Genomic DNA, 13,736 nt, shown 5'->3' on the forward strand with positions numbered 1-13,736 from the left:
CTAGTTCTATCCTACGTGTTCATTGTGAGGAGTGGCATTTTTTAGTATACTAAAGTTAATGTAACAGGTGATTGAGGTGAACATTGTGCAAAGAGTAACAAACTGTGTTTTAGTCAAAGAAAACGAAGTGCTTCTCTTGCAGAAACCAAGAAGAGGCTGGTGGGTTGCCCCTGGCGGCAAGATGGAGTCAGAGGAATCCATCAGGGATTCTGTCATTCGGGAATACCGTGAAGAAACAGGAGTTTATATTAAAAACCCTCAGTTGAAGGGTGTATTTAATTTTATTATCAAAGAAAAAGACAAGATTATTTCTGAATGGATGATGTTCACCTTTTTGGCAACCGAAGCTGAAGGAGAGGCACTGGAAGAGTCTGATGAAGGGATTCTAGCTTGGAAAAAGGCCTCTGAAATACGTTCATTGCCGATGGCGCCTGGAGATCATCATATTTTGGATTATGTTCTCACCGGGACGGGAATGATTTTTGGAACGTTCACGTATACACCGGATTTTGAACTGCTGTCCTATCGCCTCGATCCGGCTTGATCGGCAGTTTACACGGCGACAGGATTAAACACATACAATACATCAACGATATTTTAACGATTTTTAGAATAAGAGGGGGGAACGGTTATGGAGCAGCAGGACGTTCAAATGGTAATTATAACTGGGATGTCCGGGGCAGGAAAAACAGTAGCGATGCAGAGTTTTGAAGACCTGGGCTTCTTTTGTGTTGATAATCTTCCTCCCGCATTATTGCCAAAGTTTGTTGAGCTTATGGAGGAGTCACATGGAAAGCTGAATAAAGTGGCACTTGTCATGGACTTAAGGGGACGCGAGTTTTTTGACCAGCTGTTTTCAACGCTTGATCAGCTGCCAGTCCACTCTCACATTCAGCCACAGATTATTTACCTTGAAAGCAAAGATGCAGCGCTCGTCCGCAGATACAAAGAAACAAGACGGTCGCATCCCCTGGCGAAAAGCGGAAATCCTCTTCAGGGAATCATGCAGGAACGTGAAATGCTGGAAGAGCTAAAAGGCCGTGCACAGCAAGTGATCGATACAACGGACCTTAAACCGATTCAGCTCCGCGAAAAGATTATTGAACGATTTTCTTCGGAAAAGTCCCATCCATTTACCGTAAATGTCATGTCATTTGGTTTTAAATACGGGATGCCGATCGATGCCGATCTCGTATTTGATGTGCGATTTTTGCCGAACCCACATTACATTGACCACATGCGGCCAAGGACTGGACTAGAACCGGATATTTCAGAATATGTATTGCGGTGGCCTGAAACAAAGACTTTTCTTGAAAAGCTTATCGATCTATTAAATTTTATGATTCCACAATATAAGCGGGAAGGGAAAAGCCAGCTGATTATCGGAATTGGCTGCACAGGCGGAAAACACCGCTCGGTTGCTCTGGCAGAGTACATTAAGAATGCTTTGTCCAAAGAGTTTGTTACATTGAGCAGCCATCGTGACATGGGAAAGGATAAGTCTTAAATGAAACCTATATCTAAAATAGTCGTTCTGGGAGGAGGCACCGGGCTTTCCGTTCTTCTCAGAGGCTTAAAGAGCTTTCCCGTAGACATTACGGCGATCGTTACCGTTGCTGATGATGGAGGCAGCTCTGGCCGACTCCGAAAAGATTACGATATGCCTCCACCGGGAGACGTGCGCAACGTCCTTGCTGCACTCTCTGAGGTTGAACCTCTAGTGGAACGGCTTTTTCAGCATCGTTTTACGACAGGTGACGGCATTACCGGCCATTCCCTGGGGAATTTACTGCTGGCTGCCATGCATGACATCACCGGGGATTTTGTCATGGGGATCAGGGAACTGAGCAAGGTGCTGAATGTCCGAGGGCAAGTGCTGCCGGCGGCTAATAAAAGCGTCATCTTAAACGCAGAATATGAAGATGGTTCATTTATTACCGGGGAGTCCAAAATTCCTCTCCGCAATAAACGAATTAAGCGTGTGTTTCTTACGCCAGACCATATCGAACCATTAGAGGCCAGCGTAAACGCGATCAATGAGGCTGACTTGATTGTTGTGGGACCCGGAAGCCTCTATACGAGCATCCTGCCCAATTTATTGGTTGGCGGTATTCGGGATGCCGTTCTCAAGTCAACGGTGCCTAGAGTTTATGTTTGTAACGCCATGACTCAAAAAGGGGAAACGAACCACTTTTCAGCAAGTGACCATGTCCAGGCACTGATTGATCACGTCGGCGAAAAAATTGTTGATGTCGTGATCGTTAACAATGAAATTATTCCTGAAGAATTTTTGGAACTCTATCGCGAAGAGGGAGCCGAACAGGTTACCTGCGATATGGATCGTTTAAATTCTTTTGGTTTTAAGATCATTAGTGATAATATAATTCAATATGGCACTTTAGTGCGCCATGATGCGAAACGTGTATCTGAACTGCTTCTTTCATTACTGGGATAAAGGAGTAGTTTTTTCAGAAATTGAAGGCTGAATAACAGCTATCTAACCCTCACGTTACCGTAGTGGATAGAAGAGGGGTGAAAAAGATGTCTTTTGCGGCAGAAACAAAAAAAGAACTGACCCAACTGGAGATGAAAGATTGCTGTGCAAAGGCGGAATTGGCAGCGCTGATCCGAATGAATGGTTCTATCTCTTTTTCGAACCGCCAGATCGTTCTGGATATTCCAACTGAGAATGCCGCCATTGCCCGCCTTATCTATACATTGATCAAGAGAGTGTATTCCTTTCATGTGGAACTCCTGGTCCGTAAAAAAATGAGGCTGAAGAAAAACAACGTGTACATCGTCAGGCTCACTCAGGAAGCAAGAGCTCTTCTAGAGGATTTAAATATCATAGATGAAACCTTCACGTTCAACAGGGGGATCGCAGAAAACATTCAAAAGAATTCCTGCTGCCGCCGATCATACATGAGAGGTGCTTTTCTTGCCGGAGGATCTATCAATCATCCGGAAACGAGTTACCATCTTGAGATTTTTTCAATGTATGAGGAACATACAGCAGCCCTGTGCGAGCTGATGAACACCTTTGATCTAAAGGCAAAAATGCTTGAACGCAAAAAAGGATACATTATTTATTTGAAAGACGGGGAAAAGATATCTGAGTTCCTTACTTTAGTTGGAGCGCACAACGCTATGCTCTATTTTGAGGACGTCAGGATCTTGAAGGATATGAGAAACTCCGTCAACCGCCTCGTAAACTGCGAAACCGCCAATTTGAACAAAACAGTGGGTGCAGCAATGAGGCAGGTCGAGAATATCAAATTTATTGAAAACCAGGTTGGTCTCGAAGTTCTTCCTGACAAACTCCGCGAGATCGCTGAACTCCGCGTCGCCCATCAGGAAATTACCCTGAAAGAGCTAGGTGAGATGGTTTCTTCAGGCGCAGTAAGCAAATCGGGCGTCAACCACAGGCTTCGGAAAATTGATGAAATCGCTGACAAAATTCGGTTAGGACAACCCATTTCGAAATAAAAACAAAACTACACACTAATCTTTAAAAGGAGGAACAGCAATGATCGAGAAGAAGGTAACTGTTCAATTGAAAACCGGATTGCAAGCCCGTCCGGCTGCCTTATTTGTGCAGGAAGCGAACCGTTACAACTCTGAAGTATTTGTAGAAAAAGACGGAAAAAGAGTCAATGCAAAAAGTATTATGGGAATCATGAGCCTGGCCATCGGATCTGGCGTCGATATTACCATTTCTGTTAGCGGACATGATGAAGAAGAAGCGATCAAGGGGCTTGAAGCCTTCATTACGGAGCAGAACTAGGTTTTATTGAAGAAAATAGAAGAAGTAAAAGGGCAAAAGCGGATTCGATATGATCCTATCATCATCGAAGAGCTTTTGCCCTGTTTTTTGTGTTGTTATGGGGCGTTTTGCCGCATGTAGGGTTCGCAGATTGCCGGTTACTGGCCAAACACATATTATGTAAACTGTCTTCCATTGCTTGAAAGCCCGGATACCGAAGAAGCTTTACCGTTTTGTCCGGGCAAACATCGCCAATATTAAAATTACGATGACGATGACTCCGATGGAAACGAGGACATTGTATAGATTCATGATCATCTCCCCAAAATAAAAGCCGCTCGTAAAAAGATGAGCGGCTTTCTTGTTTTCATTTCATTAAATGTTTTTAGGATCTTCTACGGAAGAGATGACACGGTCAACAAGTCCGTATTTTACAGCATCCTCAGCTAGCATGAAGTTGTCACGGTCTGTATCGCGCTCGATTACTTCAAGAGGCTGGCCTGTTTTTTCAGAAAGAATTTTGTTAAGCTGTTCGCGCATTTGGATGATACGGCGAGCATGAATTTCAATGTCTGTTGCCTGTCCGCGTGTTCCGCCTAGAGGCTGGTGAATCATAACCTCAGAGTTTGGAAGTACATAGCGTTTTCCTTTTTCACCGGCTGCAAGCAAGAATGCTCCCATGGAAGCCGCCATACCGATGCAGATCGTGGAAACGTTAGGCTTGATGAAGTTCATCGTATCATAAATCGCCATACCTGCTGTGATGGATCCGCCAGGACTGTTTATGTAAAGGGAGATATCCTTTTCAGGGTCCTCGGCAGCAAGAAAGAGCAGCTGAGCTACGATAGAGTTGGATACATTGTCATCAATGCCGCTTCCAAGCATGATAATACGGTCTTTTAACAGACGGGAGTAAATATCATATGCACGTTCGCCACGGTTCGTTTGTTCAATAACTGTAGGAATTAAATTCATGAATAATCCTCCTTTTATGGTGTGTTTTCATGTGTTACTGACATCATACAAAAAAGGTCAAAAAAGGTCAAACGAAAAGCTTCTTTGTTAATAATTCTATGTAGAGGCTTCACAATCCTTTATTTAACAATATGTTTAGACTATCATCATCATTCCCGCGACACCAGGTTTTAAACGTATGGCACGTCAAAAGTTTTATAGTTAAAGAGGATCAGCTATTCTTTACATTTGTATAAGCTGTTTCGAGATTTCGGATCCGGCGGACGATTTCTGCGTTTTTGTTGAGATGGTCATTGATGAGGGTTCCGACAATGGATCGGTAATAGGCATTCATTGCGTGCGATTTCGTAAACACGTCTTTGTTCCGTTCGATGTATTGTTTGAAATTTTCTTCAAAAAAAGCCACTGAAAATTGTTCAGCCATGGTTGCAGCACTCCTTCGTTTCAACTGTTTATATAGTATCAGATTCCGGTGCCAGGCACCAAAACAGAAAATTATATTCTTGGTGCCAGGCACCAAGAATAAATTAAGCGCCTTGTTTTGACAATTGGAAATTACCATGATATAGTGGTGCTGACCATATACGTGTTATTATGACTGGATGTAAACAATATGTGTTTTCTTTTAGTTTTTGTAGCATTGTCACATGGTTCCAATTTTTAAAGCGCTTTAACGCGCCGACAGGAGGATATACCCATGCAAAACGGGAAAGTAAAATGGTTCAACGCAGAAAAAGGATTCGGTTTCATCGAAGTTGAAGGTGGAGACGATGTATTCGTACACTTTTCTGCTATCCAATCTGAAGGTTTCAAATCTTTAGACGAAGGTCAAGAAGTATCTTTTGAAATCGTTGATGGTGCTCGCGGACCTCAAGCTGCTAACGTTACTAAACTTTAATAGCGTGATAAAAGGGCCAGTAATGGTCCTTTTTTTTGTGCCCAAAAATCGCAAACTCCAGCAGTGTTAACCTGATGGAAGGAACTTCAAATCTTTTTCAGTGTTGCCTGCTGACATTCTATAGTATCATAGTAACAGGAGGGATTTATAATGGAGCTGGGATTATTTCAACAACAAAATTTAAGTCTTGTCATGACTGCAGAGCTTCGCCAGGCCATTGCCATCCTGCAATATCCTTGCTATGAACTTTCTCAATTTTTACAAGAACAAGCGGTAGAAAATCCCCTCATTGAGTTGGCGGATTCGCCAGTCTTTTTTAATACCGATAAAAAGAAAGCGCTTCAAAAAAGTAAAACAACGCAAGATGCGGATGTGATCGGGATGATGCAGCCTGCTGAAGAAACCATGCACGACCGCCTGCTTCATCAAGCGTTAGCCATACCTGCATCAGATGAGATTGCAGCTGTTGTCCGCTATCTCATCTTAAATATAGACCAGGCCGGATACCTGGATATAACGGAAGATGAGATTAAACAGCGTTTCGGAATCAGCACCGAAAGATATGAAGAAGCCATAGATTGGCTTCATCAGCTGGAGCCGGCAGGCATTGGAGCCCGTAACCTTAGGGAATGTCTTCTACTGCAATTGAAATCGCTTGGCATGGAGGATGATCTGTCCTACCTTATCGCTGATACTCACCTTGATCAGCTCGCAGACCGAAAAATTAAGCAGATTGCTGCTGCTCTTGGAACGGATGTACAGGCTGTAGAACAGGCTGCCGACTTTATTCTGACTCTTGATCCGAAGCCGGGGCAAAAACTGTCCAGCCACAGTGAACTGGGATACTTGTATCCAGACCTTTCCGTCTTTGAAGATAATGGAACGTACAAACTCGCCATCAACGATCATTTCACGCCCAAAGTGCAGCTGAATGAAAGCTATGCTCATTTATTAAAATCAAAGGCCAGCGGTGCTGCACAGTACTTGCAGGAACATTATCAAAAGCTTCAATGGCTGCAGAAGAGCCTTGAACAAAGAAAGAACACGCTCATCATGATCGCCAAAGAGATCGTCTCAGTTCAGCAGAACTTTTTAAAAAGGGGCCCTGAACATCTCATTCCGATTACCTTAAGGGAAGTAGCTGAACGGATCGGCATGCACGAATCAACAGTCAGCCGGGCGGTTAAAAACAAGGTCATTCAAACACCGAAAGGCGCATTCGAACTGAAATATTTTTTTACAGCAAAAATCGAAACGGTAAACGGAGAGAACGCTTCTGCACAAACCGCCAAGCTTGCCATAAGAAAAGTAATTGAAGCAGAAGATAAAGCAAAGCCGCTGTCTGATCAGGCGATTGCCGAAATGCTTGCCAGCGAAAAGGGCTTGAGCATCTCAAGGCGTACGGTCGCCAAGTACAGAGAGGAGCTGAACATCGCTTCCTCTTCCAAGCGGAAAAGATATTCCTGACATCCGAGAGTAGAAGCGATGCTTCACTATTGCCCTTCAACACAAAAAGCGTGTTGCGGGGCAATAGTTCCAGCGCTTGTCGGACCTAAACTGGGCGCCTGCGCTTTTCTTATTAAGCCAAGCCAGGTGCTTTGTTTTTAATTTATAATGATAACAGGAGTACGAATAAAAAAAGATGAAAAGGGAATGTTGAGTATGAGTCCACTTTCGATCACATTTTATACAAAACACCATTGTCCGCTCTGCGATAAAGCGCATACTATATTAGAGGAACTTCAAGAGGAAATTCCGATGGAGATCCAAAAAGTTGATATTTACCGATCAGATGAACTCATCGAAAAATATGGGATGATGATCCCGGTGATTACGGTAGCGGATGAAGAGATTCAGTACGGGCAGATTCATAAGGAATCATTAAGAAAGCGTTTACTTACAATTGATAAGTAATTTTTGTTGAAATGTTGTCACATGTTTTGTTAGAATGAAGGAGACTTAAACATAGTCATTTTTTTATAGCATCATTGGGACGTAAAATGGCTAACCGGGACGATAAATGTCCCTAGAAGTATTGGGCTCCTCTTATGTTCTGCCGTACAAAAAGACAAGGGGAATGCATGATGAACGATTTGATAGAAATACAGAAGAAGCTTTTGCCTGATCTTCTGGAGGTTATGAGAAAACGATACAGCATACTTAAAATTGTTCGCTTTCATGAACCCATCGGCAGACGAAGCCTTGCCATCAACCTCAATATGACGGAAAGGGTTCTCCGTGCGGAGGTCAGCTTTTTGAAAGACCAGGGGCTGCTTTCCATCCTGCCGGGCGGTATGTCGCTTACTCCTGATGGATTAGATGTTCTTGAACGGCTGGAAGTTCTAATGAATGAACTCGCCGGACTTCGCGTTTTAGAAATGAAGTTAAGGGAAAACTTAAACCTGTCTGAAGTGATTATCGTTCCTGGCGACAGTGATGAAGATCCTTGGATTAAAAGTGAAATGGGCAAGGCGGCAGTAATGAGGCTGAAACAGGAGTTAACAGGCAATAATGTCATTGCAGTGACCGGCGGCACAACCATCGCTGCTGTTGCTGAAATGATGACTCCTGGAAACAAGGACCAAGACCTTCTGTTTGTCCCAGCCAGAGGCGGTCTAGGCGAAAAGGTAGAAAATCAGGCAAACACCATCTGTTCAACGATGGCTGTAAAAGCACGAGGTGAGTACCGTCTGCTTCATTTACCGGATCAACTTAGTAAGGAAACTTACCTTTCACTGATTGAGGAACCCGGGGTAAAAGAAGTCATGGAGCTGATCCGTTCAGCAAGTATAGTCATCCATGGAATTGGCGATGCTAAAACAATGGCCAACAGAAGGAATTCTTCTTCTGCTGTGCTGGAAAAACTCGAACACGAAAAAGCGGTAGCGGAAGCTTTCGGCTATTACTTCGACCATCATGGAGAAGTAGTGCATCGTGTTCGAACGATCGGTCTTCAATTGAATGACCTGAAAAATAGTGATTTCATCATGGCTGTTGCAGGTGGTGCTTCGAAAGCAGAAGCGATCGCGGCATTCATGAAGCATGGCCCCAAGAAGGTGCTGATCACCGATGAAGGGGCAGCAAACAAACTTCTTGCAAGCTTGTGAAAGACTATGTAACTTATTGTGTGACTAAAGGGTTTTCCCTTTAACTATATTTTTCTTTCTAATTATAAGGAGGTCATTTTAAATGGCAACTAAAGTTGGTATTAATGGATTCGGTCGTATTGGCCGTAACGTATTTCGTGCAGCGCTAAACAACCCTAACGTAGAAGTGGTGGCTGTTAATGATTTAACAGACGCAAACATGCTTGCTTTCCTATTGAAGCATGACACTGTACACGGAAAGCTTGATGCGACTGTTGAAGTCGGCGAAAATGCGCTGATCGTAAACGGCAAAGAAATCAAAGTATTGGCTGAGCGTGACCCTGCTCAATTAGGATGGGGAGACCTTGGTGTAGAAGTAGTTGTTGAATCTACTGGACGTTTCACAAAACGTGCTGACGCTGCTAAACACTTAGAAGCTGGCGCTAAAAAAGTTATCATCTCTGCTCCTGCAAGTGACGAAGATATCACTGTAGTAATGGGTGTTAACGAAGACAAATACGATGCTGGAAGCCACGATGTAATTTCTAACGCTTCTTGTACAACAAACTGCCTAGCTCCTTTCGCTAAAGTACTAAACGAAAAATTCGGTATCAAACGCGGTATGATGACAACTGTTCACTCATACACAAATGATCAGCAAATCCTTGATCTTCCGCATAAAGACTACCGTCGTGCACGTGCTGCTGCAGAAAACATCATTCCTACAACAACTGGTGCTGCAAAAGCTGTTTCTCTAGTACTTCCTGAACTAAAAGGAAAACTAAACGGTATGGCAATGCGTGTTCCAACTCCAAACGTATCATTAGTAGACCTTGTTGCTGAACTCGACAAAGAAGTTTCTGCAGAAGAAATCAATGCAGCATTGAAAGAAGCAGCTGAAGGCCCACTAAAAGGCATTCTTGGCTACAGCGATGAGCCGCTTGTTTCTACTGACTATAACGGCAACACTAACTCTTCTACAGTTGACGGTCTTTCTACAATGGTTATGGAAGGCAACATGGTTAAAGTGATCTCTTGGTACGACAACGAAACTGGATACTCCAGCCGTGTTGTAGACCTTATTGACTTTATTGCTAAAAAAGGACTTTAATAATAGAGAGATTTAAAGTAGAGGGGAAGGGTTGAAAGATGCCCTTACCCTCTTTCCCTTGTAAGGAACTCTTAGCAGTTTCATGTTGCTAAAAGCTTTTCTTTTAAACTTAAGATTTACGGAAGCCGGGCGCAGTACCTGAACTTCCCGTTTTCACCTGCGCATTTTAGGTTAAACTAGGGTGTGTAAAAGGGATTCTCTTCTTCTCTAATTTAAGACTGTCAGGAGGTTATACTTATGAACAAGAAAACAGTTCGTGACATCGATGTTAATGGAAAAGTGGTCTTCTGCCGCGTTGACTTTAACGTTCCGATGGAAAATGGGAAAATTACCGACGATACTCGAATCCGTGCGGCACTCCCAACGATTCAATACTTAACAGAGCAAGGTGCCAAAGTTTTATTGGCGAGCCATCTCGGACGCCCGAAAGGCCAAGTGGCTGAAGAGCTTCGCTTGACCCCAGTGGCACAGCGCTTAAGCGATCTCCTTGGCAAAGAAGTTGTAAAAACGGACGAAGCATACGGCGAAGAAGTGAAGAGTGCGCTGTCAAGCCTTGACAGCGGAGGCGTCATTCTTCTTGAGAACGTCCGCTTTTATCCTGGAGAAGAAAAAAATGATCCTGAATTAGCACAGAAATTTGCTGAACTCGCTGACGTGTATGTGAACGATGCATTCGGTGCAGCCCACCGTGCGCACGCATCTACTGAAGGCGTTGCAAAACACCTTCCAGCTGTTGCAGGATTCCTGATGGAAAAAGAACTTGATGTGCTTGGAAAGGCTCTATCCAATCCTGACCGTCCTTTCACTGCTATCATTGGCGGTGCCAAAGTTAAAGACAAAATCGACGTGATCAATAATCTGCTAGATAAAGTGGACAACCTGATCATCGGCGGAGGGCTTGGCTACACGTTCATCAAAGCTTTAGGCCACGATGTAGGTAAATCTTTATTGGAAGAAGATAAGATTGAAACAGCTAAAGGCTTCATGGAAAAAGCGAAGGAAAAGGGAGTTAACTTCCTCATTCCTGAAGATATTCTTGTTGCCGATGACTTCTCAAACGATGCAAACACGAAGGTTGTGGGCATCGATGCCATCCCGTCTGATTGGGAAGGGCTTGATATCGGTTCTAAAACGATTGAAAAGTACCGAAATACCATTCAGAATTCGAAACTTGTAATATGGAACGGACCGATGGGTGTTTTCGAAATGGAAGCATTCTCTAAAGGAACCCGTTCTGTTGCAGAAGCACTTGCTGAAGCCAAAGACACATACAGTGTAATCGGCGGCGGTGACTCAGCAGCTGCAGTTGAGAAATTTGGCTATGCAGACAAAATGAGCCACATCTCAACAGGCGGCGGTGCTTCACTTGAATTCATGGAAGGCAAAGAGCTTCCTGGCGTTACAGCATTAAACGACAAGTAAAACTCGTTTGAAAAGAAATCGACGAAGAGCAGTACAGCTTTCCGTGAAGTCCCCTGAACTTTATGGGGATGCTGTATGTTCTTAGGAAGGTGAAAAACATGCGAAAACCAATTATTGCAGGAAACTGGAAAATGAATAAAACCCTTTCTGAAGCAAAATCTTTTGTTGAAGAAGTGAAAGGATTGATCCCTTCTTCAGATACAGTAGATTCTGTTGTTTGTGCACCAGCTTTATTCTTGGACGCACTCGTAAACGCATCTAAGGGAACAGACCTCGGTATAGGGGCACAGAACATGCATTTTGAGGATAATGGAGCTTTCACAGGTGAAATCAGCCCTGTTATGCTGAAGGCCCTTGGTGTTGGCTATGTTGTTCTTGGACACTCCGAGCGCCGCGAGTACTTTGGTGAAACAGATGAGCTCGTTAACCAAAAAACGCATGCTGCTTTTAACCACGGATTAACTCCAATCGTTTGTGTCGGTGAAACACTTGAACAGCGTGAAGCAGATCAAACAAAAGACGTTGTAAAAACACAAACGGAAAAAGGACTTCAAGGTCTTTCCGAAGAACAAGTTAAACGTACTGTTGTTGCCTATGAGCCAGTTTGGGCGATTGGTACGGGAAAAACAGCTTCCTCTGAAGATGCCAACGAAGTCTGCGGATACATTCGCAGCGTGATCGCTGAACAATTCTCACAAGAAGCAGCAGACCAAGTTCGCATTCAATACGGCGGAAGCGTGAAGCCAGGCAACATCAAAGAACTAATGGGCATGTCTGATATCGACGGTGCTCTCGTTGGAGGAGCAAGCCTTGAGCCACAATCGTTCCTTCAGCTTTTGGAAGGTGTAAACAATGCCTAAGAAACCTGTCGCACTGATTATTCTTGATGGTTTTGCATGCCGCAGCGAAGAAAAAGGAAATGCTGTAGCCCATGCGAAAAAACCAAACTTTGACCGATATTGGGAAACATATCCTCACAACCATTTAACGGCATGCGGAGAAGCTGTAGGGCTTCCTCCAGGCCAGATGGGGAACTCTGAAGTCGGACATTTGAATATTGGTGCTGGCCGTATTGTTTACCAAAGCCTTACCCGTGTGAATCTTTCGATCAAGGAAGGGGATTTCTATGAAAACCCAACCTTTATTGAAGCAATGGATGAAGTGAAGAAGAAGGGGACAAACCTTCACATTTTCGGACTTCTTTCTGACGGCGGGATCCACAGCCACATCGACCATATCTTTGCATTGCTTGAAACGGCTAAAAAGCAAGGAGTAGAAAATGTTTACCTGCACGGCTTCTTGGACGGCAGGGACGTTCCTCCGCAATCGGCAAAAGGCTATATCGAGCAAACATTGAAAAAGATGGACGAGCTGGGCTTAGGCCAAATCGCGACATTATCCGGACGCTATTACTCTATGGACCGTGACAAACGCTGGGATCGTGTGGAGAAATCCTACCGTGCCATGGTTTATGGTGAAGGTCCGGATTACACTGATCCGATCGAAGTGGTGGAAGACTCTTACAAAAATGAAATCTATGATGAATTCGTGCTTCCTTCTGTACTGAAGAAAGAAGACGGTTCTCCGGTTGCTACCATCCAAGACGGAGATGCCATCATTTTCTGCAACTTCCGTCCAGACCGAGCCATTCAGATTTCACAGGTTTTCACGAATGAAGATTTCCGCGGTTTTGACCGGGGAGATCATTTTCCGAAAGACATTCACTTTGTGTGCTTAACGAACTTCAGTGAAACCGTCAAAGGTGACGTAGCGTTCAAACCTACGAACTTGGACAACACGCTGGGAGAAGTTCTTTCTCAACAAAATTATAAACAGCTGCGTATTGCAGAAACTGAAAAATACCCGCATGTTACCTTCTTCTTCAGCGGCGGACGCGAAGCTGAGTTTGAAGGTGAAACGCGGATTTTGATTGATTCGCCGAAAGTGGCGACCTATGATTTAAAACCTGAAATGAGTGCTTATGAAGTGACGGACGCTCTTGTAAAAGAGATCGAAGCCGAAAACCATGATGCGATTATTTTGAACTTTGCCAATCCGGATATGGTCGGGCATTCAGGCAAGCTTGAACCAACCGTTAAAGCGATTGAAGCAGTAGATGAGTGCCTAGGGAAAGTCGTGGATGCGATCCTTGCAAAAGACGGCTATGCTATCATTACGGCTGACCACGGAAACGCAGACGAAGTGATAACGATGGAAGGCAAACCAATGACTGCTCATACGACTAATCCGGTGCCGGTCATCGTTACGAAAAAAGATATCCAACTTCGCGACGGCGGCAAACTTGCCGACCTCGCACCAACGTTCCTGACACTTCTCGGCGGCCAACAGCCTAAAGAGATGACTGGGGAAACGTTAATCAAAGGCTAATTTTTGAAATCAGGAAAAGGCTGATCGAAAGAGGGCCCCTGCAGAACAGCCTTGTTCCTCACCATAAAATCTTGTTTGATAAGGAGAGAAAAT

General features: G+C 44.0%; 15 protein-coding genes. 13 read left to right on the forward strand and 2 right to left on the reverse strand.

Annotated elements, in window-relative coordinates; all coding sequences use genetic code 11:
- Positions 1 to 85 precede the first annotated feature (85 nt).
- From P4361_RS05140 to P4361_RS05160, 5 genes are all read left to right on the forward strand, one after another.
- A complete protein-coding gene (locus P4361_RS05140; RefSeq protein WP_053358469.1) occupies positions 86 to 544 on the forward strand; it encodes an NUDIX hydrolase in 459 nt (152 codons plus the stop codon).
- An 87-nt stretch (positions 545 to 631) separates the two neighbouring features.
- On the forward strand, positions 632 to 1,507 hold the full coding sequence (rapZ, locus tag P4361_RS05145) for an RNase adapter RapZ (protein ID WP_053357083.1): 876 nt from the start codon (positions 632 to 634) through the stop codon (positions 1,505 to 1,507).
- Complete coding sequence (locus P4361_RS05150) at positions 1,508 to 2,455, forward strand: YvcK family protein (protein WP_328088492.1); 948 nt, start codon at positions 1,508 to 1,510, stop codon at positions 2,453 to 2,455.
- An 86-nt stretch (positions 2,456 to 2,541) separates the two neighbouring features.
- Positions 2,542 to 3,486 carry a DNA-binding protein WhiA gene (gene whiA / locus P4361_RS05155; RefSeq protein WP_328088493.1) on the forward strand — a complete coding sequence of 315 codons (945 nt, stop codon included), beginning with the start codon at positions 2,542 to 2,544 and terminating at the stop codon, positions 3,484 to 3,486.
- 40 nt (positions 3,487 to 3,526) lie between these two features.
- Positions 3,527 to 3,784, forward strand: a complete 258-nt coding sequence (locus tag P4361_RS05160) for an HPr family phosphocarrier protein (protein ID WP_053357086.1) — start codon at positions 3,527 to 3,529, stop codon at positions 3,782 to 3,784.
- Positions 3,785 to 4,138: 354 nt separating this feature from the next.
- On the opposite strand, the gene clpP is transcribed toward P4361_RS05160, so the two are convergent.
- Together clpP and yvfG are read right to left on the reverse strand one after the other, a co-directional pair.
- A complete protein-coding gene (clpP, locus tag P4361_RS05165; protein WP_053357087.1) occupies positions 4,139 to 4,738 on the reverse strand; it encodes an ATP-dependent Clp endopeptidase proteolytic subunit ClpP in 600 nt (199 codons plus the stop codon).
- A 211-nt stretch (positions 4,739 to 4,949) separates the two neighbouring features.
- On the reverse strand, positions 4,950 to 5,162 hold the full coding sequence (gene yvfG, locus P4361_RS05170) for a protein YvfG (protein ID WP_053357088.1): 213 nt from the start codon (positions 5,160 to 5,162) through the stop codon (positions 4,950 to 4,952).
- A 273-nt stretch (positions 5,163 to 5,435) separates the two neighbouring features.
- On the opposite strand from yvfG, the gene cspD reads away from it, so the two are divergent.
- The 8 genes from cspD to gpmI all read left to right on the forward strand — a co-directional run bounded on the left by cspD (position 5,436) and on the right by gpmI (position 13,643).
- Positions 5,436 to 5,636 carry a cold-shock protein CspD gene (gene cspD, locus P4361_RS05175; protein ID WP_053357089.1) on the forward strand — a complete coding sequence of 67 codons (201 nt, stop codon included), beginning with the start codon at positions 5,436 to 5,438 and terminating at the stop codon, positions 5,634 to 5,636.
- Between the two features lie 150 nt (positions 5,637 to 5,786).
- Complete coding sequence (gene rpoN / locus P4361_RS05180; protein ID WP_328088494.1) at positions 5,787 to 7,103, forward strand: RNA polymerase factor sigma-54; 1,317 nt, start codon at positions 5,787 to 5,789, stop codon at positions 7,101 to 7,103.
- 195 nt (positions 7,104 to 7,298) lie between these two features.
- Positions 7,299 to 7,550: a glutaredoxin family protein gene (locus P4361_RS05185; RefSeq protein ID WP_053357091.1), complete on the forward strand. Its 252-nt coding sequence runs from the start codon at positions 7,299 to 7,301 to the stop codon at positions 7,548 to 7,550.
- A 170-nt stretch (positions 7,551 to 7,720) separates the two neighbouring features.
- Entirely contained in the window at positions 7,721 to 8,743 is a 1,023-nt protein-coding gene (locus P4361_RS05190) for a sugar-binding transcriptional regulator (RefSeq protein WP_053357092.1), read from the forward strand.
- Positions 8,744 to 8,825: 82 nt separating this feature from the next.
- Positions 8,826 to 9,833 carry a type I glyceraldehyde-3-phosphate dehydrogenase gene (gene gap / locus P4361_RS05195; RefSeq protein WP_053357093.1) on the forward strand — a complete coding sequence of 336 codons (1,008 nt, stop codon included), beginning with the start codon at positions 8,826 to 8,828 and terminating at the stop codon, positions 9,831 to 9,833.
- A 237-nt stretch (positions 9,834 to 10,070) separates the two neighbouring features.
- Positions 10,071 to 11,255, forward strand: coding sequence for a phosphoglycerate kinase (locus tag P4361_RS05200; protein WP_053357094.1), 1,185 nt, complete (start codon positions 10,071 to 10,073; stop codon positions 11,253 to 11,255).
- 98 nt (positions 11,256 to 11,353) lie between these two features.
- A complete protein-coding gene (gene tpiA, locus P4361_RS05205; RefSeq protein WP_328088495.1) occupies positions 11,354 to 12,115 on the forward strand; it encodes a triose-phosphate isomerase in 762 nt (253 codons plus the stop codon).
- Positions 12,108 to 13,643 (forward strand): 2,3-bisphosphoglycerate-independent phosphoglycerate mutase, encoded by a 1,536-nt coding sequence (gene gpmI / locus P4361_RS05210; protein WP_053357096.1) that lies wholly within the window; start codon positions 12,108 to 12,110, stop codon positions 13,641 to 13,643. Before tpiA ends, gpmI begins: the two co-directional genes overlap by 8 nt.
- The last annotated feature ends 93 nt before the right edge of the window (positions 13,644 to 13,736 follow it).

Source organism: Fictibacillus sp. B-59209, from assembly GCF_036216745.1.
Taxonomy (GTDB): Bacteria; Bacillota; Bacilli; order Bacillales; family Fictibacillaceae; genus Fictibacillus_C; species Fictibacillus_C marinisediminis.

Excerpts from the sequence above, each read along its gene's own strand:
- cspD (WP_053357089.1), top strand. The coding sequence starts at position 5,436 with ATGCAAAACGGGAAAGTAAAATGGTTCAACGCAGAAAAAGGATTCGGT.
- P4361_RS05190 (WP_053357092.1), top strand. The coding sequence starts at position 7,721 with ATGAACGATTTGATAGAAATACAGAAGAAGCTTTTGCCTGATCTTCTG.
- P4361_RS05200 (WP_053357094.1), top strand. The coding sequence starts at position 10,071 with ATGAACAAGAAAACAGTTCGTGACATCGATGTTAATGGAAAAGTGGTC.
- gpmI (WP_053357096.1), top strand. The coding sequence starts at position 12,108 with ATGCCTAAGAAACCTGTCGCACTGATTATTCTTGATGGTTTTGCATGC.
- whiA (WP_328088493.1), top strand. The coding sequence starts at position 2,542 with ATGTCTTTTGCGGCAGAAACAAAAAAAGAACTGACCCAACTGGAGATG.
- clpP (WP_053357087.1), bottom strand. The coding sequence starts at position 4,738 with ATGAATTTAATTCCTACAGTTATTGAACAAACGAACCGTGGCGAACGT.
- yvfG (WP_053357088.1), bottom strand. The coding sequence starts at position 5,162 with ATGGCTGAACAATTTTCAGTGGCTTTTTTTGAAGAAAATTTCAAACAA.
- P4361_RS05185 (WP_053357091.1), top strand. The coding sequence starts at position 7,299 with ATGAGTCCACTTTCGATCACATTTTATACAAAACACCATTGTCCGCTC.
- P4361_RS05150 (WP_328088492.1), top strand. The coding sequence starts at position 1,508 with ATGAAACCTATATCTAAAATAGTCGTTCTGGGAGGAGGCACCGGGCTT.
- P4361_RS05160 (WP_053357086.1), top strand. The coding sequence starts at position 3,527 with ATGATCGAGAAGAAGGTAACTGTTCAATTGAAAACCGGATTGCAAGCC.
- rapZ (WP_053357083.1), top strand. The coding sequence starts at position 632 with ATGGAGCAGCAGGACGTTCAAATGGTAATTATAACTGGGATGTCCGGG.
- gap (WP_053357093.1), top strand. The coding sequence starts at position 8,826 with ATGGCAACTAAAGTTGGTATTAATGGATTCGGTCGTATTGGCCGTAAC.
- rpoN (WP_328088494.1), top strand. The coding sequence starts at position 5,787 with ATGGAGCTGGGATTATTTCAACAACAAAATTTAAGTCTTGTCATGACT.
- tpiA (WP_328088495.1), top strand. The coding sequence starts at position 11,354 with ATGCGAAAACCAATTATTGCAGGAAACTGGAAAATGAATAAAACCCTT.